Genomic DNA, 22,897 nt, shown 5'->3' with positions numbered 1-22,897 from the left:
AGACAATGAAATTAGGGAAAGGTTTAATCATTCCGAATGATATTTGATGCTTTTTAATAGGTATCCTAATAATTATATAATCTATCCGTTGTAAAATAAACCAAAACTTATTTTTATGATTTTAAAGAAGAATTTTTTATTGATTTGCCTTTTTATAACTGCATTTTCTGTAATCTCATGTAGTGATGATAATGAAGATGTAATTATCGAAGACTTAACTGAACAAACAGATGAAGAAGAGATAGTAGTAGAGGAAGAGGAGGCTGAGGAGGAAGCTGAAGAAGAAACCGAAGAGGAAGTAGAAGAAGAGGAAGCTGAAGAATTGTCAAGTTATGTTTTATATGAAAATGTGGAGTTCATAGTTGATACTGATGGGTTGGATACTAAGCGTTTCTTTTCTACAAGCACTGGAAATTTATACACTTACAATGAAATCGATGCAGAAATAGCACCATCTATTGATTTAGCTTGGTATGATATGAGTCCATCAAATCCTGGATTCTTATTTTGGATGAGTCCTGATGATTTGTTCATAGATGAGCAAATAGAAGGAGGTACAACGACAAAAATGGAAAATACTGCAGACCAAATGACAGTTGCAGAATTTGATGCTATAAGCGATGAAAGTTCACTTGTTGACTTAGTAATTGAGAATGAAGACGAGGCAATGGGACCACAAGATTATCCGGTTGTTGTTTTATTTGAGAATGCAGCGGGACATAAAGGTGCTATTAAAATGAAGAGTAACGATGGTCAAATTATGATTGTTGATATTAAAGTGGCTCGATAGTTTAAGCCTTATTCGTAAAAAAATTAAAAATAATTAGATATAAAACTTATACCAACGATTGCATTTGCACTAGTTTCTTATACGTGCCATTGAGTTCTAAAAGTTCAGCATGAGTTCCTTGTTCTACAATCTCACCTTTTAGAAGTACTACAATCGTATCTGCATTTTGAATGGTAGAAAGACGGTGAGCAATGACAATAGACGTTCTGTTTTTCATCATTTTTTCAAGCGCATCTTGAACCAGACGTTCGCTTTCAGTATCTAAAGCAGATGTAGCTTCGTCTAATATCATTATAGGCGGATTCTTTAAAACCGCTCTAGAAATAGACAATCGCTGTTTTTGTCCTCCACTTAGCTTATTACCGCTATCACCAATGTTAGTTTCGTAGCCTTTAGGTAAATCCATTATAAAATCATGTGCATTTGCAATTTTAGCGGCTGCAATAATTTCTTCGTCGGTAGCATTTTCTTTTCCTAATCCGATGTTGTTTTTAACAGTGTCATTAAATAAAATAGAATCTTGAGTAACCAAGCCTAATAAACCACGAAGCGATTTTTTACTGAGGTTTTTAATGTTATTTCCGTCAATACTAATATCTCCTTCATTAACGTCGTAAAAACGAGTAACAAGATTAGCAATGGTACTTTTTCCACTACCAGATTGCCCGACTAGGGCAACTGTTTTGCCTTTTTCAACGGTTAAGTTGAAATTCTTCAACACGTAATCATCTTCATATTTGAATGAGATGTTGTTAATGTTAACAGCTGTAGTAAAAGTTTCTTGATTTATAGGATTTTCAATTTCAGAAATCGGATTTTCTGTCTCTAATATTTCTAATACACGTTCTGCTGCTGCATTTCCTTTCTTAACACTATAAGAAGCTTTGCTAATTGCTTTTGCAGGCGTTAGTATTTGATATGACAATGTCATATAAGTAATGAATAAACTGCCTTCAAGCGTTTTATCTACAAGTACCATTTGCCCTCCATACCAAAGAATGACTCCGATAGCAGCAATACCAAAAAATTCACTTGTAGGTGAAGCTAAGTTTTGTCTGTTAAGTAAGCTGTTAGAAAAATTGAAAAATCTTTTAGTGGAAGCTTGAAATTTTTTGGCAAAAACAGACTCGGCATTAAATGCTTTTATAACTCGTAATCCGCCTAATGTTTCTTCTAAAATGGATAAGAAGTAGCCTTGTTCTTGTTGAACCTTATCTGACTTTCGTTTTAATGATTTTCCGATTAAGGAGATTAGAAATCCTGAAAGTGGTAGAAATAGAAATACGAACAATGTTAGTTTCGGACTAATAGCCAGCATAGCTATTATCGTAAATACAATCGTCAAAGGTTCTCTAACAATTAATTCTAAAATAGATAAAAATGAATGTTGGATTTCTAGTACATCTGAAGTAATACGCGCAATCGTATCACCTTTTCTTTTTTCAGAATAATACGAAATAGGTAGTTCTACAGTTTTGTCATAGAGCTCATTACGTAAATCTTTAAGTACACCATTACGTAAAAACGTTATGAAATACATGGCTAAATAATTAAACAAATTCTTTAAAAGGAACATGGTGATAATTAAACCAACCATGAACATAAGCACTTCGCCAGGGTCATTATCTTTACTTCTTTCCGTAACGAAATAGTTTAAATAATCTGTACCATAATCCTTTAAATCAGAAAAGCCATTCCATTTTGGTTTGGAGAATACCTCCTCTGTTTTACCAAAAAGAACTGTCAACATTGGAAATAATGAAATCATCGCCAATGTTGAAAACAGTGCATAAAAGATGTTAGATATGATGTTTAAAATCGCATATAGCTTGTAAGGCTTCGCAAAGCGAAGAATCTTTTTGAAATAGTTCATTAAGCTAAATTAAGCTCAGCAAGAATGCTCTTAACTTTGTTGTCAAGTTCTGCTGCCACTTTTTTATAATCTTCAGTTTTTTCTAATTTCGTGTTTGTACTTATGTAGAATTTCACTTTAGGCTCTGTTCCACTAGGTCTAGCTGCTATTCTAGTTCCGTCTTCTGTTTCGTAAATTAAAACGTTGGATTTTGGAATATCAATAGTTTTCTCTTCGCCAGTCAATACATTTTTAGCAATTGAAGTGTTGTAATCTTCAATCCACTTTACTTTAGAGCCAGCAACAGACTCCACCGGATTTTCCTTGAAATCTTTTAGCATTTGCTTGATTTCTTCAGCACCGGTAATACCTTTTTTGGTAATAGAAACTAAATGCTCTTTGTAGAAGCCATAATCAACATAACATTGAATTAAGTCTTTGTAAAAAGAACTACCATTAGCTTTCGCCTGGCTGGCAATTTCACAAGCCAATAGGGTAGAGGTAACCGCGTCTTTATCACGAACAAAATCACCAACCATATAACCGAAGCTTTCTTCACCACCACCAATAAAATCTGATTGTGGAAAATCTTTAATCATTTTACCGATCCATTTAAAGCCTGTAAGTGCAGTTTTGAATTCAACGCCATATGCTTTCGCCATAGCTTCCATCATAGGAGTAGAAACTATAGTGGTTGCAATAAACTCATTGCCTTTGAATCCTTTTTCTTTTCTTTTTTCAAGAAGAAATTTTGTCATTAAAACCATTGCTTGGTTTCCGTTAACAATTTCCATTTCTCCATCAAGATTACGAACGGCAATACCTAAACGATCACTATCAGGATCTGTGCCTACAACCATATCGGCACCAATTTCTTCAGCCTTTTTAACAGCCATAGAAAGCGCTTCGGGTTCCTCTGGATTCGGAGACTTCACCGTTGGGAAGTTTCCGTCAGGCTTAGCTTGTTCTTCTATAATAGTTACGTTTTCATATCCGCCACGTTTCAATACTTCTGGTATAGCCGTGATTGAAGTTCCATGTAGTGATGTGAAAACAATTTTGAAATCATCTTTACCGGCAGCATTAAAGTTTCCTGCAGCTACAGACTGTGAAATAAAAGCTTCATCAACTTCCTTATCAATTACTTGAATAAGGCTATCATTTGCATCAAACTTTATATCTTCAAAGTCAAGAGAGTTAATTTCAGAAATTATAGCTCCGTCTTGCGGTGGTACAATTTGTCCGCCATCTGTCCAATATACTTTATACCCATTATATTCTGGTGGGTTATGAGATGCTGTAAGTACAATACCGGCATGGCAGTTTAAATGTCTTACTGCAAACGAAAGTTCTGGAGTAGTACGCAAATCTGAAAAAAGGTATACTTTAATATTGTTTGCAGAGAATACTTCAGCTACAATTCTAGCTAGCGTATCACTATTATGACGACAGTCAAAAGCAATAACCACTTTAATATCTTCGCCTTTGTATACTTTATTGAGGTAATTACTAAGTCCCTGTGTGCTTTTGCCCAATGTATATTTGTTAATACGATTGGTGCCTACGCCCATAACGCCTCTCATACCACCAGTACCGAATTCCATATTTTTATAGAAACGGTCGTTAAGCTCTTCTTTATCGTTGGCGATAAGATGTTCAATTTCTTTCTTTACAGCTGGGTCGAAAAAATCGGTTAGCCAGCTTTTTGCTGTATCTAGGATGTTATCCATTGGTTTATAGTTTTATGTGCAATTAAGTTAGTGAGAATTTTACTATTCTAAAAGTGCGGTGTTTATTTCTTCAGAGACAATATATCTTTTTTCTTCTTTCTTAGAACGTATTAATATTTCGCCAAGAAAACCAGCTAAGAATAACTGAGTTCCTATAACCATGGCTATCAGTGAAATATAAAATTGAGGTCGGTCTGTAATTAATCTTCCAAACTTGTTGATGAATAATTTATCTATGCCTAAATAGATAGCAAATCCGAATCCGATCAAAAACATTAAAACGCCCAATGCACCGAATAAGTGCATAGGTCGTTTACCGAATCTAGATACGAACCAAATGGTCAGTAAATCTAGAAAGCCATTTATGAAACGTTCCATTCCGAATTTTGTTTTACCGTATTTACGAGCTTGGTGTTGAACTACCTTTTCTCCAATGTTAGAAAAACCAGCATTTTTGGCAAGGACAGGAATATATCTGTGCATTTCGCCAGATACTTCAATGTTCTTTACAACATCATGCGCGTATGCTTTTAGACCACAGTTAAAATCATGCAATCGAACACCAGATGTTCTTCTAGCTGCCCAATTGAATAATTTTGAAGGGGTATTTTTAAAGACGATAGAATCGTACCGTTTCTTTTTCCAGCCAGATACCAATTCGTAACCTTCGTTAGTTATCATATTATATAACTCCGGAATTTCTTCTGGGTTATCTTGCAGATCGGCATCCATGGTGATGATAACATCGCCGCTTACAGCTTTAAATCCGGCATGTAGTGCTTGCGATTTACCGAAGTTACGTAAAAAATGAATTCCTTTAACAGCGGGGTTTTTCTCAGATAATGCGGTGATAATCTTCCATGAGGCATCTGTGCTGCCATCATCAACAAATAGTATTTCATAAGAAAAATGATTGGCTTGCATCACAGATACAATCCAATCATGAAGTTCTTTAAGTGACTCTTCTTCGTTAAGTAAAGGAATTACTATTGATAATTGCATGCGCGACTTGTGGTATTGCCTCCAAAAATACTACAATTACTTAGCATTAATAAGCAGCTTCTTCTTTTTTCAGAATTAATCCTGTAATTAAGCTGATGATTAAAGCAATAAGAACATTTATTATTAAACCTACTGGGTACATAATCCATGCAAGACCTTTTTGCATTTCAATGCCTTGGTCAATTTGTTCTTCAGTAAGACTAGGGTTGTCTTTCATTGCTTTTATCTTACCTATTTCATACACTTTATCTAAATAATCGGGTTCTATTAGGTTAGATTGTATGAAAAACCATAGCAGTCCAACAATTCCAGCTATCAACGCCACACCTGCACCAACTTTTAAAGCTTCAGAAATGGACAATAATCCGCCACCTGCTTTTTTAAATTGTAGTATTGCGAGTACAATTCCGGCAGCCAATATTATTATTTGAATAATTTGTACAGAAGTCACTTGCTCGTAATGCATGTCCATTACAAAAAGCATAACTGCAAATATAACACCTACAAGACCTGTAAGTAAGCCGTAATTCATTGCAAATTTTCCTGTTTTTGGTTCGTTTTCTTCCATGATGTATAGTGATTATAGGTTGTTTTGTATATTAGTATGGCAATAATTGATAATGTTACAAATGTGGTAAAATTAATTTTCAATATTTTTTTAGATTTCTAATTGTGCATTTGTAGAATTTCACTATTTTTGCAGCCTTAAAATGAGTGCCCGTCGGAATGGGTGCGTTAAAGTTTTTAAAATGAAAAAAGATATACACCCAGAAAATTATAGGATAGTGGCCTTTAAGGACATGTCTAATGAAGAAGTATTTTTAACTAAATCAACAGCTGACACTAAAGAGACTTTAGAAGTTGAAGGTGTTGAGTATCCTTTAGTAAAATTGGAGATTTCAAGAACCTCTCACCCGTTTTACACTGGTAAAGCTAAATTCTTGGATACAGCAGGTCGTATCGACAAGTTCAAGAACAAGTACAAGAAATTTGTTAAGGAAGAGCCAAAAGAAGAGACAAAAGAACAAGAATAGTACTTTTATTTCTTTATATTATATAACGCCTTCGAAATTTTCGAAGGCGTTTCTTTTGCATTTAACTTTTAAGTAAAGGAAGTTGTCTATTAAATATAGATGCTCTACGGATATTTGTTAATTTTGAAAAAAAATCATCTTGTATGAACTTTATTCTTTTTGATGGTCCTCGTAGGAATCATCTTTTGCCCTTCACTTTTACTCGTCCCGTTTCAGAAATTCGAGTGGGTATTATGACCTTGAAAGAGCGTTGGGAAGCATTTTTAAAAGTTTCGGTTACATCTTTAACCGAAGAATATTTAAGTGTAAAATACCCTGTTAATTTAGAAGAATCTAATGTTTTTATAGATGCATCGGTATTACCATCTAACGAGTTGCTAAAAGCGGTAAAAGCTTTGCGATCGGGCGAAAGGTTAATGTCGGGCGAATTGGTATTAGCTTATTTAGCTGCGACTTCTAAAAATGTAGATGAATTAAGTGATTTCAATATAGTTGAATTTAAAGATGATATTGTTCAAATTAATAACACCTGGGATATTTTCGATAAAAATGCAGATATCTTACAGTTTGATTTTGATTTCATTACAAAAGGTAGAAAAAGTCAACCTATTTCAGACACTAATCGATTAATACATCCTGAACGCATATTTCTGGAAGAAGGAGCAAAAGTTGAATTTAGTATTCTAAATGCTACTGAAGGACCTATTTACCTAGGTAAGAACTCTGAAATTTGGGAAGGTAGCCTAATACGAGGGGGCTTGGCACTTTGTAACAATGCTATCATAAAAATGGGAGGTAAGCTTTATGGAGCTACAACTATTGGTCCGTTTAGTAAGGTTTGTGGAGAAGTTAGTAACTCGGTTATTTTTGGATATTCAAGTAAAGGCCATGAAGGTTATTTGGGTAATGCCGTATTAGGAGAATGGTGTAATATAGGTGCAGATTCCAATAATTCAAACCTTAAAAATAACTATGCTAAAGTCCGTTTGTGGGATTACGCAACGGAGCGTTTTGAACAAACAGGATTACAATTTTGTGGTCTGATGATGGGTGACCATAGTAAGACGGCTATTAATACGATGTTTAATACAGGTACTGTAATTGGAGTAAATTCTAATATTTATGTCCCTGGGTTTCCTAGAAATTTTGTTCCAAGTTTTAGCTGGGGTGGGGCATCTGGATTTACGGCATATCAACCTGTAAAAGCATTTGATGCAGCTAAGGTAATGATGGCTAGAAGGGGAGTAGGGTTTAATGATGTTGAGGCAGATATTCTTACTCATGTATTTGAATTAACCAAAAAATGGAGAAAGTATTAAGTACTTAAGGCTGTAATACAGATAGTTGTGTTTTTAAGCCAAATTAAGATTAAGTATTTTTACAATCTCAAAAGAGATTATTAGATGAAGAAGAAAGTGGCCTTTTACACTTTAGGATGTAAGTTGAATTTTTCAGAAACATCTACCATAGCCCGCAGCTTTGCAGACGAGGGATTCGATAGGGTAGATTTTTCAGAAAAAGCAGATATGTATGTTATAAATACATGTTCTGTAACCGATAATGCTGATAAAAAATTTAAGACTATAGTTAAAAAAGCGCAGAAGGTAAATCCCGATGCTTTTGTTGCGGCTGTAGGTTGCTATGCTCAATTAAAACCAGAAGAACTTGCTGATGTAGATGGCGTAGATTTGGTTTTGGGGGCTACAGAAAAATTCAAGATTACCGATTACATAAATGACTTAACCAAAAATGATCATGGTAAGGTTCATTCTTGTGAAATAGCAGATGCCGATTTTTATGTAGGTAGTTATGCTATTGGAGATAGAACAAGGGCATTCTTAAAGGTTCAAGATGGTTGTGATTATAAATGCACGTATTGTACAATACCTTTAGCACGTGGTATTTCTAGAAGCGATACTTTAGAAAACGTTTTAAAGAATGCAGCTGATATATCTGAGCAGGGTATTAAGGAAATTGTTCTAACTGGGGTAAATATTGGAGATTACGGTAAAGGGGAGTTTGGTAATAAAAAGCATGAGCATACTTTTTTGGATCTTGTTACCGCTTTAGATGATGTAGATGGTATTCATCGTTTAAGAATTTCATCAATTGAGCCAAACCTTTTAAAGAATGAAACAATTGAGTTTGTTTCTCAAAGTAAAAACTTTGTACCTCATTTTCATATTCCTTTGCAGAGTGGTAGTGATGATCTTCTTAAGTTAATGAAGCGTCGTTATATGACGAATCTTTATAAAGAACGAGTAGCGAAGATTAGAGGGGTAATGCCTAATTGTTGTATTGGGGTTGATGTAATCGTTGGTTTCCCTGGTGAGACCGAAGCACATTTTTTAGAAACGTATCACTTTTTGAATGATTTAGATATTTCTTATTTACACGTTTTTACGTATTCGGAAAGAGATAATACGCCAGCTGCTACAATGGGTGGAGTGGTTCCTAATAAAGTAAGGAGTAAAAGGAGTAAAATGTTGCGCGGATTGTCTGTAAAGAAGAGACGAGCGTTCTATGAGAGTCAGTTGGGTAATAATTTAACGGTGTTGTTCGAGGGAGAGAATAAAGAAGGATATATTCATGGGTTTACTGAGAATTACGTGAAAGTAAAATCACCTTGGAATCCCGAACTGGTAAATACTTTGCATCAAGTAAAGTTGACCGAAATTGATAAGGATGGTCTGGTTCGGTTTAATTTTGTAAATGAAAAAGTAGAAGCATAAAAAAAAGCCTTTCAATTGAAAGGCTTTTTAATTTATTAGATACGAATACCGATAGGTAGCATTTCTTTGTATTGTCTTCTGTTCTTTCTAAGAAATCCTGCGATATGAGGACTAGTAGGAACAACTCTAAGATTTCTATCTTGAATAATACTCAAAACAGCTTTTATGAAGTTTTCTCTAAAATCTTCATCTGTAATTTCCTCTGGAACGACTAATTTGGTAAGGAATATCTTTCTTTCTTGAGAAGAATATTCAATTCTGGCAAGATGACCATCTACAGTAGTTTCAAATTGTCGCAGAAAAGAATTGTCATTAATGATAACATCGTTCATATAGAAAATTTTAGTTTTGTTGTTAGACAAAAAAATTACGATGTTCTCATATCGTAATTAATCATTCGAGAATGCTGTACAAAATATAACATATCAAATTGCGTATGTTTTTCACATTCTCTTACAAAAGTAGTTAAAAAATACTTAATTTCCTAGTTTTTACTACGCTTCGTGACTATGACAGATAATGTAATTCATGTGTATTGTATGCCTGGTATGGCAGCAGGTCCTGCTATTTTTGAGTATATAAAACTACCTAAAGAAACCTTTGAGCTTCATTTTTTGGAATGGAGTATTCCTGAAAAGGGTATTTCATTTGTTGATTATGCAAAAAACATGTATAGTAAAATACAACATGAAAATGTGGTATTGTTGGGGGTTTCGTTAGGCGGGCTCCTAGTCCAAGAAATGTCTAAATATATTGAAGTAAGAAAAGTGATAATTGTGTCGAGTGTAAAAACTAGATATGAGTTGCCAAAACGTATGATTTTTGCGAGGTATACCAGTGTACATAAACTGCTACCTACTGGTTTGGTTAACAATGTAGAATTATTAGCTAAATATGCATTTGGCGAAAGTGTAACGAAACGCCTTTCGTTATATGAAAAGTATTTATCTGTTAGAGATAAAAGCTATATAGATTGGTGTATAAATGAGCTAGTAAATTGGAAGCAAGAGGTGCCGTGTGAGAAATTGGTACATATACAAGGTGAGAAGGACCCTGTGTTCCCAATTGAAAATTGTGGTAAATGTATACATGTGCCCAATGGAACCCACACCATGATAATACATAGGGCAAAGTGGTTTAACGAGAACTTGCCAACAATTATTTTGGAATAAGATAGTTCTATATATACCTTTGGTAGCGTAAAGTGTTGATAGAAATAATTTAAAATATAAAATTCATGAAAACTATTAAGAATATATTGATGTTGTTAGGTGTTGTGTTCGTTGCGGGTACGTTGATATTTGCTGTGGGAAACACTGATGGTATTGTAAATAATGATAGGGTAGTTGCAAATGATAGTGTTCAGAAAAACGTATCCAAGTCATATAAGATTTCATCTATTGATATACCTGCTGATTTAAATTTTGCAGGAGAAATAGTTCCTCAGGCAGATCCAGAAATTATGGAGCGCATAGATCGTGAATTTTTGGTTAATACCTATTGGCAGTCAAACGCAGTATTACTTATTAAAAGAGCTAATAAGTATTTTCCTGTAATTGAGCCAATTTTGGCTAAAAATGGAATTCCTGATGATTTTAAATATTTAGCTGTAGCTGAAAGCGGATTGACGAATGTTGTTTCACCAGCAGGAGCAACTGGTTTTTGGCAGATAATGAGAGAAACAGGTAGAGAATATGGTTTAGAGGTGAACTCAAATGTAGATGAGCGTTACCATTTAGAAAAGTCTACAGAGGTTGCCTGTAAGTACTTGAACAGATGGAAAGATAAATATGGTAGTTGGGCATTAACTGCTGCTGCTTATAATGCAGGACCAGGAGCAATCAATAAGTACATGGGTATTCAACAAGTCGATAACTACTGGGATTTATTGCTTGGTAGTGAAACAGGTAGGTATGTGTTTAGAATTATGGCTATTAAAGAAATTCTTTCTAATCCAGAAAAGTATGGTTTTCATATCGAAAAGGAAGATATGTACGAAGCGGTACCGACCTTTACGGTAGAAATAGATAAGCCAGTAAGTGACTTCGCTAATTTTGCACAAGAATATGAAATTAACTACAAAATATTAAAGCGCCACAATCCTTGGTTGAGAGAGGCGCATTTAAATAATAATTCTCGTAAAAAGTATACTGTAGAAATTCCTAATAAAGGATATTATAGAGAAACTAAATAAGATTAGATTTTCTTCATTTGTTGTTGCATCATTTTAATTTGATCCGTCAACATATTGTTTTTGTCTAATTTTTTGGCTTCGTTAAGTAGCATAGTAGCTTCTCTCTTGCGACGTTTTTGCATAGAAATACCTGCTAGGCTCAATTTTGCCATAGCAACATCATAATCCATTGTTAAGCCAAGCTTTAATGCTTTTTTAAAGTATTTCTCAGCTTGGGTTAAATTGGTTTGAGAAAATATAATACCATGTAGGTAATTATAGTAGCCTTGTTGTTTAAGGGTTAGTGCCCCTTCAGGATTTTTAATTTTATCTAACCAATTCTTTGTTCCGGTTAAATCTTGCTTACGCATTCTTAAAAAAGCTAAAAGAATAATTTCATTTCTAAAATAAAGAAAGATAAAAATTAAGGATAGTAGGATTAAAAATATGCCATTTCCTATGTTGCCTTCTATAAATTGGTACACAGAAAAAGCAATTATGAGTCCTGCAATGATTAATTTTAAATTTTTATTGAACATATTTTAAGTTTTTGTTTGTCGATGATTGTTTGATTGTAATTTTGAAATTAATCGTAACCCTATTAAAATAAAGCGATTTCGGCGCTAAATTTCGATTCGGGCAAAATTAATCAAAAGCTTCGTTTTGTGACGTACGGATTTATAAAAATATTTTTTTCATATCACTTGTTAAAGAAAAAACTCTTTGTATATTTGCGCCCAGTTTCACAGAGAAATCTGAATAATTCAATTTAAATAGAAAAGGTTTAAGAGATGCCCGGACAAAAAAGAACATATCAGCCGTCAAAAAGAAAGAGAAAGAACAAACATGGTTTTCGTGAGCGTATGGCTTCCGTAAATGGTAGAAAGGTTCTTGCAAGAAGAAGAGCAAAAGGAAGAAAGAAATTGACTGTTTCCTCTGAAACTAGACATAAGAAATAATGATTGTATAGTTTTTATAATATATAGGTGTTACTTTTCCGAAAGTAGCACCTTTTTTTTGTCCAATTCCCAAAATACAAAAATTTAAAAATGCCAAAAAGAAAAGATTTAAACTCAATTTTATTAATAGGTTCAGGTCCTATTGTTATCGGTCAAGCATGTGAATTTGATTACGCAGGTAGCCAATCTTTACGTTCGCTACGTGAAGACGGTATTGAAACTATTTTGATTAATAGTAATCCGGCAACCATTATGACGGATCCATCGATGGCGGATCATGTTTATTTAAAACCGTTAACTACGAAGTCTATTGTAGAGATTTTAAAAGCTCATCCACAAATAGATGCAGTTTTACCTACAATGGGTGGTCAGACCGCATTAAATCTTTGTATAGAAGCTGATAAAAAAGGTATTTGGGAAGATTTTGGTGTAGAATTAATAGGTGTAGATATTGATGCCATTAATATTACCGAAGATAGAGAGCAGTTTAGAGAATTAATGCTGAAGATAGGTGTTGGCATGGCGCCACAAGCTACGGCGACCTCTTTCTTAAAGGGTAAAGAAATCGCTCAAGAGTTCGGTTTTCCGCTAGTAATACGTGCTTCTTATACACTTGGTGGGGCAGGAGCATCGATAGTTTATAAGCCAGAAGATTTTGACGAGCAATTAAGTTACGGTTTAGAGATTTCGCCAATTCATGAGGTAATGATTGATAAAGCCTTGATTGGGTGGAAAGAATATGAATTAGAGCTTCTAAGAGATAAAAACGATAATGTTGTTATTATCTGTGCTATAGAGAATATGGATCCAATGGGTATACATACCGGAGATTCTATAACTGTAGCGCCTGCAATGACATTATCTGATAGAACATATCAGAAAATGCGTGATATGGCAATACATATGATGCGTAGTATAGGAGATTTTGAAGGTGGATGTAATGTTCAATTTGCTGTTAGCCCAGATGAGAAAGAAGATATTATAGCAATTGAAATTAATCCAAGAGTATCAAGATCTTCTGCTTTAGCTTCAAAAGCAACCGGGTATCCTATTGCAAAAGTGGCAACTAAATTGGCTATAGGTTACACTTTGGACGAATTAGATAATCAGATTACAAAATCAACATCGGCTTTATTTGAGCCAACATTAGATTATGTGATAGTAAAAATACCACGATGGAACTTCGATAAATTTGAAGGATCTGATCGTACTTTAGGTCTGCAGATGAAGTCTGTGGGAGAAGTTATGGGTATTGGTCGCTCGTTTCAAGAAGCATTGCATAAAGCAACTCAATCTTTAGAAATCAAACGAAATGGGTTAGGTGCTGATGGTAAAGGTTATAAAGATTATGATCAAATAATAAGTAAACTAACCATACCTAGTTGGGATCGTGTTTTTGTAATATACGATGCAATACAAATAGGTATTCCTTTAAGTAGAATACATGAAATCACAAAAATAGATATGTGGTTTCTTAAGCAGTATGAAGAGCTTTATGTTTTAGAAAAAGAAATATCTAAATATACTATTGCAACAATTTCAAAAGAATTATTATTAGAGGCTAAGCAAAAAGGATTTGCAGATAGGCAAATAGCGCACATGGTAGATTCTTATGAAAGTGAAGTGTATAACAAGCGTACCGAGCTTAATATAAATAGAGTATATAAGTTGGTTGATACTTGTGCTGCGGAGTTTAAGGCGATGACGCCTTATTATTATTCCACTTTTGAAGCAGAAATAGAAAAACCAGATGGAACACGTTATGTTGAAAATGATAGTATAGTTTCTGATAAGAAGAAAATAGTAGTTCTTGGATCAGGACCGAATAGAATAGGTCAAGGTATAGAATTTGACTACTGCTGTGTTCATGGGGTTTTGGCTGCAGCTGAATGTGGATATGAAACTATTATGATCAACTGTAATCCTGAGACGGTTTCAACAGATTTTGATACGGCAGATAAATTGTATTTTGAACCAGTTTTTTGGGAACATATATATGACATTATTCGTCATGAAAAGCCTGAAGGAGTAATTGTTCAATTAGGTGGACAAACGGCATTAAAATTAGCGGAGAAGTTATCTAAATATGGTATAAAGATTATCGGAACAAGTTTTGATGCTTTAGATTTAGCAGAAGATAGAGGTAGGTTCTCAGAAATGCTATTAGAGAATGATATTCCTTTTCCAAAATACGGAATTGCAGAAACTGCAGATGAAGCTTCTGAGTTAGCAGATACTTTAGATTTTCCATTATTAGTTAGACCTTCATATGTTTTGGGTGGACAAGGAATGAAAATTGTAATTAATAAGGAAGAATTAGAAGAGCATGTTGTTAATCTTCTTAGAAAAATACCAAATAACAAATTACTATTAGATCATTATTTAGATGGAGCCATAGAGGCAGAAGCAGATGCTATTTGTGATGGTGAAGATGTGTATATCATTGGTATCATGGAGCATATAGAACCTTGTGGAATTCACTCAGGAGATTCAAATGCCACATTACCACCATTTAATCTAGGTGAATTGGTAATGCAGCAAATCAAAGATCACACGAAGAAAATTGCGTTAGCTTTAAATACAGTGGGTCTTATTAATATTCAATTTGCTATAAAGGACGAGGTAGTTTATATCATTGAAGCTAACCCTAGAGCATCTCGTACAGTGCCTTTTATAGCGAAAGCTTACAAGGAGCCTTATGTAAATTATGCTACTAAAGTCATGTTAGGTGAGAAGAAGGTAAAAGATTTTAACTTCAATCCGCAATTAGAAGGCTTTGCAATTAAGCAACCGGTATTCTCTTTCAACAAATTCCCGAATGTAAATAAGAATTTGGGTCCTGAGATGAAGAGTACAGGTGAAAGTATTCTGTTCATTGATAGTCTTAAGGACGATGATTTTTACAACCTTTATGCAAGACGTAAAATGTACTTAAGTAAATAGTCTTTTTATTAGACTTATAATATAGTAGAAGGGGAACTTTGATTTTTTAAAGTTTCCCTTCTGCATATAATCTTCTAATCTCTTTCTTGTCAAATTTGCCAACACTTGTTTTTGGCACTTCATCTATTACTACGTAATTATCAGGTATTTGATAACTAGCAAATTCTTTTGATAAAAATTCTTTCAATTCTTCGGTAGATACATGTTTATTTTTATCTGCTAAAACTAATGTTGCCAAAGGTCTTTCGGACCATTTTTCATCAGGTATTGCAATTACCGCAGCTTCCTTAATATTCGCATGCGACATCAACGCTAATTCGAGTGCAACGCTAGATATCCATTCACCACCACTTTTTATCAAGTCTTTTGTGCGATCGGTAATTTCCATATACCCATTTGCATCTATTGTACTTACATCACCTGTTCTAAACCAACCATCTTTTGTAAAATTATCCCGGCTATTAGTCTTAAAATAAGACTTAATGACCCAGGCTCCTTTAACCTGTAATTCTCCCATTGTTTTTCCGTCTCGTGGGGCTACTTTTCCGTTATCGCCAATGATTCGCATTTCTATTCCTGGAAATTCAATTCCTTGTTTTGCACGTACTTTAATTTGTTCTTTATAGCTAAGGCTTTCGTGTTTTCTTTGAAGTCTACTAGCTGTACCAAGTGGAGAGGTTTCTGTCATACCCCATGCTTGAACTCCTTTAATACCGAAATCCTTTTCAAAATTTTCTATAAGACTACCAGATAATGCAGAGCCACCAACTAAATACTCTTCTAAGGCTAGCTTTGTTTTCGGCGGATTCTTTTTCATTTCTTCATACACACCTCTCCATATAGACGGTACTCCGTTAGCTTTGTTGATATTTTCACTTTCAAGAATTCTAATAATGGCATCTGGGCGCAAGTGTAATGAGGGCATAACCATGTCTGAGCCCGTTAACAGGCACATATAAGGAAAACCCCATGCCATAACATGAAATTGAGGAACGACAAGTAAAATTATATCGTTATTACTATAGTTACCCGCGTTTGGCGATAAAATGGTCATAGCGTGTAAGTACGTTGATCTATGGCTATATAAAACTCCTTTTGGCATACCTGTAGTGCCACTTGTGTAGCACATGCCGCTTGCATCATTTTCATTTATGGTCGGCCATTCAATAGCATCTAATTGTTCTCCTATTAAATCTTCGTAATGTATAGTGTTAGGTAGGGTAGTTGTAAAGCCTTTTGGAGCATTGATGATTATATATTTTTCTACAGTCTCTAGTTTAGGGTCTATTTTTTCTAAAAGAGGAACTAATGTGGCGTCAACAAAGATTACTTTGTCTTCGGAATGATTGATAATAAACTCTGTTTGCTGAGATGATAATCTTATATTGATGGTATGGCAAACAGCCCCTATACCTGGTATTCCGTAATATAGTTCTACATGTTGATAATGGTTCCAAGCAAATGTGCCAACCATATCACCTTTAGTAATTCCTAATTTATTTTTTAGGGCATTAGCAAGCTGACAACAACGCTTATATAATTTCCCGTAGGTGTATTCATGTCTACTTCCGTCAGGTAAGTATGAGATTAATTTTTTATCAGGAAAAGCACTATTCGCATATTTTAAGATGGTATTTGTGGTAAGTGGGTAATCCATTATTAATCCGTTCATAAAAACATATTTTAAATTTAAATAATTGCTTGACCCTTAAATTTAATCAATTTATTATGAGATATCAGCACAATTTTAACATTTGCTGATGTAAATAACCGTAGATGTCTTATAACCTGTATAATCCTCTTTTAAGGTTAAAAAATTATTTTATCAGGTAATTTAATAAGTATGATCTTTGAATACTGTATGTAGATTTTTAATAAATTAAATCACAGAATGGAAGATGAACTTTTAGATGCTTTAACGTCTTTACCTAAATATGAATATTAGTTAAACCAAACAGCATATTTTTTGCGTCGAAGTTCAAGAGCTAATTGCTCTTCCATTTTTAAAGCTTCGGTTCTTGACTTTATTTTATCAATATGATTAAAAAGACTACCGCGCAGATATAAACCGTATTTCTGTACAATTTTTGAAGATATATTATGTCCTTTTTTACTCAAGGTTCCGTTTTTATGCTGATCAAAGCGCTCTTTAGGAGTTTTACTTGTCATGCCAACATAAAGACATTCTAAAACACCATTAAATTGCGGATTAGCTTCTCTAAATTTTCTATTCTCGGTGAACACTTTTTTAGATAATTCGATAACGTAAATAGAGTACATAAAAAAGTATGAATTATAGACTATAATTAGCTATTGGTAATTTAAAGAAAATAAGACAGTTACTCAATTATCTCAATACCCTCTGTAGTAAAAGAAAACGCTTGTGCTCCTAGTCCACCAACCATGACTGCTTGAAACAACGGATTCAATTGTTTCTTCGAGTACCAGTCAATCAAAAAATTAGCGCCACTACCGCCAGAAGTATCTTGTTGTTCAATGACATAGTCAATAGACTCCATTGGAGTTAGATAAATTGGGGTGTCGATATAACTTCTAACCAAATCGCCTTCTGTATTGTAGTAATCAATCTTACTTACAAATAGACTATCCTTTAAGCTGGTATTTCTTATACTTAAGGTAGCGGTAAGTAATGTTCTTGTATCTCTGGTCTGGTTATATATATCAGAATATATAGGTACGTATACTTGCCTAACAAGAGAATCTATTAAAATAGTATTTGCCTTTCTGTCAAGAGTATGGTTGTCTAAAATCTCAACCGGAACTTCTTCTTTCGAAACTTCTTTACACGACATAATTGTCGTAGCCACAATCAGTGAAAGGCAAATATTATTTAAAACAATTTTATATTTTTTCAAATGTTGATTTTTAATCTTCCCATTCTGTATGAAAAATACCTTCACGGTCTAAACGCTCATAAGTGTGAGAACCAAAGTAATCTCGTTGTGCCTGAATTAAGTTTAAAGGTAATTTACTTGAGGTGTAGGCATCAAAATACGTAAGTGAATTTGATAGACCAGGTAACGGAATTCCGTTCTGTGCACCAAAAGCAACCAATTCCCTTGCAGCACCAACCGTTTCTTTTACTTTGCTTACAAAATTTGGAGAAAGTAAAAGGTTAGGTAAATTTGGTTCAGCTTTAAAAGCTTCAGTAATATCTGCTAACAAACCAGCGCGTATAATACAACCAGCTCTCCATATTTTAGCGATTTCAGAAATATCTAAATCGTAACCATATTCTCTAGAAGCATCAGCTAATTGGTGTAACCCTTGAGAGTAAGTGATTATAAATGAAAAGTATAAAGCTTTTTCTGTAAGCGCTTCTAGCTTCTCTTTATCCATATGTGCTACAGTTGGTCTGTCATATAAAGCATCAGCCTTAATTCTTTCATCTTTTAAAGCAGAAAGTTCACGCATGCTAACGGCTACATCAATTGAAGGTACAGGTATGCCCAAGTCCATTGCATTTTGGCTAGTCCATTTACCGGTTCCTTTTTGTTTTGCTTTATCTAAAATTTGATCAACTAAGCGTCCTTTAACTAAATCATCTTCTTGCTCGAATATTTCAGATGTAATTTGAACTAAGAACGATTGTAATCTACCTTCGTTCCATTTTGCAAAAGTGCTGTGCAATTCATCATTGTTGTAGTCACCACCTTTTTTAAGGACATCATAAATTTCAGAAGTAAGTTGCATCAATCCGTATTCAATACCGTTGTGAACCATTTTTACATAGTTACCGGCAGATTTTGGACCTAAATAAGCAACACAAGGTTCGCCGTTATATTTGGCAGATACTGCTTCAAAAATTGGTTTAATATGTTCGTAAGCAGATTTTGAGCCACCAGGCATAATACTTGGACCTTTACGAGCACCTTTTGCACCACCCGAAACTCCTGCACCAAAAAAGTTAATACCTTTCTCTTGTAAATATGCTTCTCTTCTGTCCGTATCTGTAAAGAAAGAGTTTCCTCCATCAATAATAATGTCACCTTTGTCAATATGTGGCAAAAGAGATTCTATAACACCGTCAACAATTTTACCGGCAGGTACCAATAACATTATTTTACGTGGTTGCTTTAAGTTTTTAACGAAGGTTTTTATATTACTTGATGCACTTACTTTGTCTTCATCTCCACCTAAAGTCTTAAGAGCTTCTACCTTTTCATCATCTAAATCATATCCGAAGGCAGAAAATCCGTTGTCGGCTACATTGAGAATAAAATTTTGTCCCATTACTCCAAGACCTACTAAACCAAAATCGTACATAAATTGAATGTTTTATAATTAGAATACATCAAAATGTTACAATTTTTAATTATTTATTGTTAGTAACATAATGTGAACCAAAAATAATTTAAAATATTGACTTTAAATCCAAATTGTATCTTAATAACGCCCGATAATGGCTTACTTTTTAAGATATTTGAATAATAAAGAATATCAACCCATAATGAAAAAGACAGAAAATCAAATGCTCGTAATTTTTGGAGCATCTGGAGATTTAACAGCAAGAAAATTAATACCCGCAATTTTCAATTTATATAAAGGCAATGACCTCCCTGATAATTTTGTGGTTCTTGGTGTGAGTAGAAGTGATTTGGGCGATTTACAATTTAGAAGTAAAGTGGTTCTAGAAAGTCCTTATTTAAAAAAAGAAAGAGAGGAGTTTGATGAGGATTATATTCAGAAATTTGCTGATAAACTGTTTTATGAAGATTTAGGCTCAGATTATGATACATCATACGAACGTTTAGAAAAACGTATATCAGATTTAGATCAGAAATATGGTACAGATGGTAATCATATGTTTTACCTATCTACACCGCCAAGTTTGTATGAGCCAATTGCAAAGAACTTATCTGAACAAGGTTTAAATAATGAATCTACGGGTTGGAGAAGAATTATAGTTGAAAAACCGTTCGGATACAGTTTGGAGTCTGCTAAAGAATTGAACGATGGTTTACATACCTATTTTAAAGAAGGGCAGATATTTAGAATTGATCATTATTTAGGAAAAGAAACAGTACAAAACTTATTGGTAACACGTTTTGCCAATAGTATTTTTGAACCACTTTGGAACAGAAATTATATTCACCACGTAGAAATTACAAATGCCGAAAGCGTGGGTGTTGAAAAAAGAGGTGGATATTATGATAAATCTGGCGCATTGAGAGATATGTTTCAGAGTCATTTATTACAGATAGTTGCTCTTATTGTTATGGAGCCGCCATTGAGTGCCGATGCGGAAGAAATTCGTAATGAGAAGCTGAAAGCATTAAAGTCGCTTAGGATTATGAATGACGAAAAGACACTTTTTGAAAATACAATTAGAGCTCAATATGTGTCTTCTAAGATTGATGGACAAGAAGTTAATGGTTATCGAGAAGAGGAGGGAGTTGATAAAAACTCAACTACTGAAACCTTTGCAGCGGTTAAATTCTTTGTAGATAACTGGCGTTGGGCAGATGTTCCTTTTTATGTAAGAACGGCAAAACGTATGCCTACAAAAGTTACAGAGGTAGTAATTCATTTTAAAACTCCACATCATCAAATATTTAAGGAATCGGGTATAAGTAATAAGGATAATAAATTGGTTATTCGTATTCAACCAGATGAAGGTATTTTAATAAAATTCGGAGTAAAAGTTCCAGGGCAAGGTTTTGAAGTAGAACGCGCAAATATGGATTTTTACTATTCTAGTTTAACAGAGACTCACGTGATGGAAGCTTATGAGCGTCTATTGTTAGATGCAATGCAAGGTGATGCTACTTTATATGCAAGAGCAGATGAAGTGGAGGCTGCTTGGGCATTTGTCGATCCTATTTTAGATTATTGGAAAAATGGTAAGGATGTAAAAATGTACGGTTATGCAGCCGGAGTTTGGGGTCCTGAAAATGCCAATGAACTTATAGAAGGAGTAGGAGAATGGAGAAACCCCAGTGAGAATTTAGCTGATGAATCTGGTTACTGTGTAATTTGCTAGTTAATTAGAAGGATAATAAAAGATTGAAGTGAAGATGGAAGTAAAGGTTTATCAAAATAAAACAAAGGTTGCAGAAGAGTTTTCTAAATATATGATTGAAAAGTCAGCTAAACAGAAAACCTTTCATATAGCATTATCAGGTGGTAGTACGCCCAAAATTGTATTTGATGTTTTGGCGGAAGAGTTTGCTAATGAAGTAGACTGGAGTACTATTCACTTATATTGGGGTGATGAAAGATGTGTAGCGCCAGATGATGCCGAGAGCAATTATAAAATGACCGTAGAGCATTTAATATCTAAAGTTGATATACCTGAGCAAAACATTCATAGAATAAAAGGTGAAAATGATCCTAAGGCAGAAGCTAAGCGTTATGGTGATTTATTGGATAAAGAATTACCAAAAGAACTAGGCTTGCCTCAATTTGATTTAGTTATTCTTGGTATGGGTGATGACGGTCATACGGCATCTATTTTTCCACATGAGATTAACCTTTGGGTTTCTCCCGATAACTGTGAAGTAGCTATTCATCCAGAATCTGGTCAAAGAAGAGTTTCTTTAACAGGAAGAATAATAAATAATGCAAAAACTGTTGCTTTTTTAGTAACAGGGGAAAGCAAGGCAGAAAAGGTCAAGATTATTATAGATAGAGAAGAGGGGTATTTAGAATACCCTGCAAGTCACGTAGCACCTAAAACAAAAGACTTGGTCTGGTTTTTAGATGCTGCCGCGGCAAAGCTTCTTACTTCATCTCAATCATAATATTTTCAGATTGTAGTTCTTTAATATAATCTTCTGAATTAAAGGTTTTAGATTCAAATTTGGTGTCTCTTTCTTGAGCCTCTAACTTGCGGTATTTGCTACGCGCAAATCTTCTAATACCTTGGTCGTCAGAAATTATCAATCCTGGTACGGGAACATTTTTACCATCTGTTCCCTTTGCTACCATGGTAAAGTAAGATGAATTACAGTGCTTTTTAGTGCCAGATGTAATATTCTCTGATTCTACACGAACACCAACTACCATAGAAGTTCTACCCGTATAGTTTATACTAGCTTTCAAGGTCACTAGTTCACCAACTTCAATAGGGTTTAGAAAGTTTACTCGGTTAACAGATGCGGTTACACAATACTGTTGAGAGTGTTTAGATGCACATGCAAAGGCAATTTGATCCATTAGGTTCAATATATGGCCGCCATGTACCTTTCCTCCAAAATTAGAATGGGAGGGAAGCATTAATTCGGTGATAGAAACTCTAGACTCTCTTACGCTTTTGAACTTTTCCATAGACTTGATAATTTCTTTCTTAGTTTCTGACATGTGGTGATTTTTCGGCGTGTACCTCAGTAACAAAGTATTTAGAATCACCTAACCAGAAGAAAGTAGAATATCTTTCAACATAGCTTATTTTTACATATCGACCTTGATACTCTTGCAGTTTTTCGATTACTTCTTTGTCTTTGTCCAATACAGAAAAAGAGAATATTTGAGCTCCAGAAATCCCTTGGCTTATTTCACCTTCCCAAGTTTTCGCCATGACACCTTTGTGACTAATTTTAATGAGTTCTCCAGAGCGTACACCTTCACTAAAGGTTACGAAGTATATAAAGGCATAATACAGCGCACCAATAACGACTACGCTTAATAAAAGTAATGATACTATCTTTTTCATGTGTTTA

22 protein-coding genes are annotated in these 22,897 nt (G+C 34.2%); 10 read left to right on the top strand and 12 right to left on the bottom strand.

All coding sequences use genetic code 11. The features are described 5' to 3' along the window. Positions 1–115 precede the first annotated feature (115 nt). Positions 116–790: a hypothetical protein gene (locus tag Q0871_RS03205; protein ID WP_299317779.1), complete on the top strand. Its 675-nt coding sequence runs from the start codon at positions 116–118 to the stop codon at positions 788–790. A gap of 46 nt (positions 791–836) precedes the next feature. Here the strand turns inward: Q0871_RS03205 and Q0871_RS03200 are convergent, their stop codons facing one another. From Q0871_RS03200 to Q0871_RS03185, 4 genes are read right to left on the bottom strand one after another with little or no spacing between them, the layout of a single operon-like run. After that, positions 837–2,663, bottom strand: a complete 1,827-nt coding sequence (locus Q0871_RS03200; RefSeq protein WP_299317778.1) for an ABC transporter ATP-binding protein — start codon at positions 2,661–2,663, stop codon at positions 837–839. Continuing rightward, the gene (locus Q0871_RS03195; RefSeq protein ID WP_299317777.1) at positions 2,663–4,372 is read right to left on the bottom strand and encodes a phospho-sugar mutase; all 1,710 of its coding nucleotides are present in this window, start codon (positions 4,370–4,372) and stop codon (positions 2,663–2,665) included. Before Q0871_RS03195 ends, Q0871_RS03200 begins: the two co-directional genes overlap by 1 nt. Positions 4,373–4,414: 42 nt before the next feature. Then, the gene (locus Q0871_RS03190) at positions 4,415–5,374 is read right to left on the bottom strand and encodes a glycosyltransferase family 2 protein (protein WP_299317776.1); all 960 of its coding nucleotides are present in this window, start codon (positions 5,372–5,374) and stop codon (positions 4,415–4,417) included. A 46-nt stretch (positions 5,375–5,420) separates the two neighbouring features. Beyond that, complete coding sequence (locus Q0871_RS03185; RefSeq protein ID WP_299317775.1) at positions 5,421–5,942, bottom strand: DUF4199 domain-containing protein; 522 nt, start codon at positions 5,940–5,942, stop codon at positions 5,421–5,423. Between the two features lie 181 nt (positions 5,943–6,123). On the opposite strand from Q0871_RS03185, the gene Q0871_RS03180 reads away from it, so the two are divergent. From Q0871_RS03180 to mtaB, 3 genes are all read left to right on the top strand, one after another. Next, positions 6,124–6,408: a type B 50S ribosomal protein L31 gene (locus Q0871_RS03180; RefSeq protein ID WP_299317772.1), complete on the top strand. Its 285-nt coding sequence runs from the start codon at positions 6,124–6,126 to the stop codon at positions 6,406–6,408. A 143-nt stretch (positions 6,409–6,551) separates the two neighbouring features. Next, positions 6,552–7,727, top strand: a complete 1,176-nt coding sequence (locus tag Q0871_RS03175; RefSeq protein WP_299317770.1) for a GlmU family protein — start codon at positions 6,552–6,554, stop codon at positions 7,725–7,727. An 84-nt stretch (positions 7,728–7,811) separates the two neighbouring features. Further along, complete coding sequence (mtaB, locus tag Q0871_RS03170; RefSeq protein ID WP_299317768.1) at positions 7,812–9,140, top strand: tRNA (N(6)-L-threonylcarbamoyladenosine(37)-C(2))-methylthiotransferase MtaB; 1,329 nt, start codon at positions 7,812–7,814, stop codon at positions 9,138–9,140. Positions 9,141–9,175: 35 nt separating this feature from the next. Here mtaB and Q0871_RS03165 read toward each other — a convergent pair whose 3' ends face one another. Then, entirely contained in the window at positions 9,176–9,472 is a 297-nt protein-coding gene (locus tag Q0871_RS03165) for an N-acetyltransferase (protein WP_073244921.1), read from the bottom strand. A gap of 177 nt (positions 9,473–9,649) precedes the next feature. Between Q0871_RS03165 and Q0871_RS03160 the strand changes: the two genes are divergently transcribed. Together Q0871_RS03160 and Q0871_RS03155 are read left to right on the top strand one after the other, a co-directional pair. Then, positions 9,650–10,312, top strand: coding sequence for an alpha/beta hydrolase (locus Q0871_RS03160; RefSeq protein WP_299317764.1), 663 nt, complete (start codon positions 9,650–9,652; stop codon positions 10,310–10,312). A gap of 65 nt (positions 10,313–10,377) precedes the next feature. Further along, positions 10,378–11,334 (top strand): lytic transglycosylase domain-containing protein, encoded by a 957-nt coding sequence (locus Q0871_RS03155; protein ID WP_299317762.1) that lies wholly within the window; start codon positions 10,378–10,380, stop codon positions 11,332–11,334. 2 nt (positions 11,335–11,336) lie between these two features. Here the strand turns inward: Q0871_RS03155 and Q0871_RS03150 are convergent, their stop codons facing one another. Beyond that, on the bottom strand, positions 11,337–11,852 hold the full coding sequence (locus Q0871_RS03150) for a DUF2892 domain-containing protein (RefSeq protein WP_299317760.1): 516 nt from the start codon (positions 11,850–11,852) through the stop codon (positions 11,337–11,339). A gap of 252 nt (positions 11,853–12,104) precedes the next feature. Between Q0871_RS03150 and rpmH the strand changes: the two genes are divergently transcribed. Continuing rightward, the gene (gene rpmH, locus Q0871_RS03145; protein WP_027067351.1) at positions 12,105–12,272 is read left to right on the top strand and encodes a 50S ribosomal protein L34; all 168 of its coding nucleotides are present in this window, start codon (positions 12,105–12,107) and stop codon (positions 12,270–12,272) included. Positions 12,273–12,362: 90 nt separating this feature from the next. Further along, the gene (gene carB, locus Q0871_RS03140) at positions 12,363–15,215 is read left to right on the top strand and encodes a carbamoyl-phosphate synthase large subunit (protein ID WP_299317756.1); all 2,853 of its coding nucleotides are present in this window, start codon (positions 12,363–12,365) and stop codon (positions 15,213–15,215) included. 46 nt (positions 15,216–15,261) lie between these two features. On the opposite strand, the gene Q0871_RS03135 is transcribed toward carB, so the two are convergent. The 4 genes from Q0871_RS03135 to gndA all read right to left on the bottom strand — a co-directional run bounded on the left by Q0871_RS03135 (position 15,262) and on the right by gndA (position 19,502). Continuing rightward, positions 15,262–16,887 (bottom strand): long-chain fatty acid--CoA ligase, encoded by a 1,626-nt coding sequence (locus tag Q0871_RS03135; RefSeq protein WP_299317754.1) that lies wholly within the window; start codon positions 16,885–16,887, stop codon positions 15,262–15,264. 269 nt (positions 16,888–17,156) lie between these two features. Then, positions 17,157–17,495 (bottom strand): GIY-YIG nuclease family protein, encoded by a 339-nt coding sequence (locus Q0871_RS03130; protein WP_282050087.1) that lies wholly within the window; start codon positions 17,493–17,495, stop codon positions 17,157–17,159. 59 nt (positions 17,496–17,554) lie between these two features. Further along, positions 17,555–18,091 carry a DUF3124 domain-containing protein gene (locus tag Q0871_RS03125; protein WP_299317748.1) on the bottom strand — a complete coding sequence of 179 codons (537 nt, stop codon included), beginning with the start codon at positions 18,089–18,091 and terminating at the stop codon, positions 17,555–17,557. A 10-nt stretch (positions 18,092–18,101) separates the two neighbouring features. Beyond that, on the bottom strand, positions 18,102–19,502 hold the full coding sequence (gndA, locus tag Q0871_RS03120; protein WP_299317746.1) for an NADP-dependent phosphogluconate dehydrogenase: 1,401 nt from the start codon (positions 19,500–19,502) through the stop codon (positions 18,102–18,104). A 184-nt stretch (positions 19,503–19,686) separates the two neighbouring features. Between gndA and zwf the strand changes: the two genes are divergently transcribed. Together zwf and pgl are read left to right on the top strand one after the other, a co-directional pair. Further along, positions 19,687–21,219, top strand: coding sequence for a glucose-6-phosphate dehydrogenase (zwf, locus tag Q0871_RS03115; RefSeq protein ID WP_299317744.1), 1,533 nt, complete (start codon positions 19,687–19,689; stop codon positions 21,217–21,219). Positions 21,220–21,253: 34 nt separating this feature from the next. Beyond that, positions 21,254–21,979 carry a 6-phosphogluconolactonase gene (pgl, locus tag Q0871_RS03110; protein WP_299317741.1) on the top strand — a complete coding sequence of 242 codons (726 nt, stop codon included), beginning with the start codon at positions 21,254–21,256 and terminating at the stop codon, positions 21,977–21,979. Here pgl and Q0871_RS03105 read toward each other — a convergent pair. Both Q0871_RS03105 and Q0871_RS03100 read right to left on the bottom strand, forming a co-directional pair. Further along, positions 21,960–22,505, bottom strand: coding sequence for an acyl-CoA thioesterase (locus Q0871_RS03105; RefSeq protein WP_299317952.1), 546 nt, complete (start codon positions 22,503–22,505; stop codon positions 21,960–21,962). The genes pgl and Q0871_RS03105 overlap by 20 nt on opposite strands. Positions 22,506–22,524: 19 nt before the next feature. After that, entirely contained in the window at positions 22,525–22,890 is a 366-nt protein-coding gene (locus Q0871_RS03100) for a 6-phosphogluconate dehydrogenase (RefSeq protein ID WP_299317739.1), read from the bottom strand. Between the last annotated feature and the right edge of the window lie 7 nt (positions 22,891–22,897).

The sequence above is a fragment of the uncultured Maribacter sp. genome (assembly GCF_947500985.1).
Taxonomy (GTDB): Bacteria; Bacteroidota; Bacteroidia; order Flavobacteriales; family Flavobacteriaceae; genus Maribacter.
Note: the sequence above shows the minus strand (reverse complement) of the source record. Positions and strands in the feature narration are given on the sequence as shown.

Coding starts and splice junctions, on each gene's coding strand:
- Q0871_RS03205 (WP_299317779.1), top strand. CDS start 116: ATGATTTTAAAGAAGAATTTTTTATTGATTTGCCTTTTTATAACTGCA.
- Q0871_RS03200 (WP_299317778.1), bottom strand. CDS start 2,663: ATGAACTATTTCAAAAAGATTCTTCGCTTTGCGAAGCCTTACAAGCTA.
- Q0871_RS03195 (WP_299317777.1), bottom strand. CDS start 4,372: ATGGATAACATCCTAGATACAGCAAAAAGCTGGCTAACCGATTTTTTC.
- Q0871_RS03190 (WP_299317776.1), bottom strand. CDS start 5,374: ATGCAATTATCAATAGTAATTCCTTTACTTAACGAAGAAGAGTCACTT.
- Q0871_RS03185 (WP_299317775.1), bottom strand. CDS start 5,942: ATGGAAGAAAACGAACCAAAAACAGGAAAATTTGCAATGAATTACGGC.
- Q0871_RS03180 (WP_299317772.1), top strand. CDS start 6,124: ATGAAAAAAGATATACACCCAGAAAATTATAGGATAGTGGCCTTTAAG.
- Q0871_RS03175 (WP_299317770.1), top strand. CDS start 6,552: ATGAACTTTATTCTTTTTGATGGTCCTCGTAGGAATCATCTTTTGCCC.
- mtaB (WP_299317768.1), top strand. CDS start 7,812: ATGAAGAAGAAAGTGGCCTTTTACACTTTAGGATGTAAGTTGAATTTT.
- Q0871_RS03165 (WP_073244921.1), bottom strand. CDS start 9,472: ATGAACGATGTTATCATTAATGACAATTCTTTTCTGCGACAATTTGAA.
- Q0871_RS03160 (WP_299317764.1), top strand. CDS start 9,650: ATGACAGATAATGTAATTCATGTGTATTGTATGCCTGGTATGGCAGCA.
- Q0871_RS03155 (WP_299317762.1), top strand. CDS start 10,378: ATGAAAACTATTAAGAATATATTGATGTTGTTAGGTGTTGTGTTCGTT.
- Q0871_RS03150 (WP_299317760.1), bottom strand. CDS start 11,852: ATGTTCAATAAAAATTTAAAATTAATCATTGCAGGACTCATAATTGCT.
- rpmH (WP_027067351.1), top strand. CDS start 12,105: ATGCCCGGACAAAAAAGAACATATCAGCCGTCAAAAAGAAAGAGAAAG.
- carB (WP_299317756.1), top strand. CDS start 12,363: ATGCCAAAAAGAAAAGATTTAAACTCAATTTTATTAATAGGTTCAGGT.
- Q0871_RS03135 (WP_299317754.1), bottom strand. CDS start 16,887: ATGAACGGATTAATAATGGATTACCCACTTACCACAAATACCATCTTA.
- Q0871_RS03130 (WP_282050087.1), bottom strand. CDS start 17,495: ATGTACTCTATTTACGTTATCGAATTATCTAAAAAAGTGTTCACCGAG.
- gndA (WP_299317746.1), bottom strand. CDS start 19,502: ATGTACGATTTTGGTTTAGTAGGTCTTGGAGTAATGGGACAAAATTTT.
- zwf (WP_299317744.1), top strand. CDS start 19,687: ATGAAAAAGACAGAAAATCAAATGCTCGTAATTTTTGGAGCATCTGGA.
- pgl (WP_299317741.1), top strand. CDS start 21,254: ATGGAAGTAAAGGTTTATCAAAATAAAACAAAGGTTGCAGAAGAGTTT.
- Q0871_RS03105 (WP_299317952.1), bottom strand. CDS start 22,505: ATGGAAAAGTTCAAAAGCGTAAGAGAGTCTAGAGTTTCTATCACCGAA.
- Q0871_RS03100 (WP_299317739.1), bottom strand. CDS start 22,890: ATGAAAAAGATAGTATCATTACTTTTATTAAGCGTAGTCGTTATTGGT.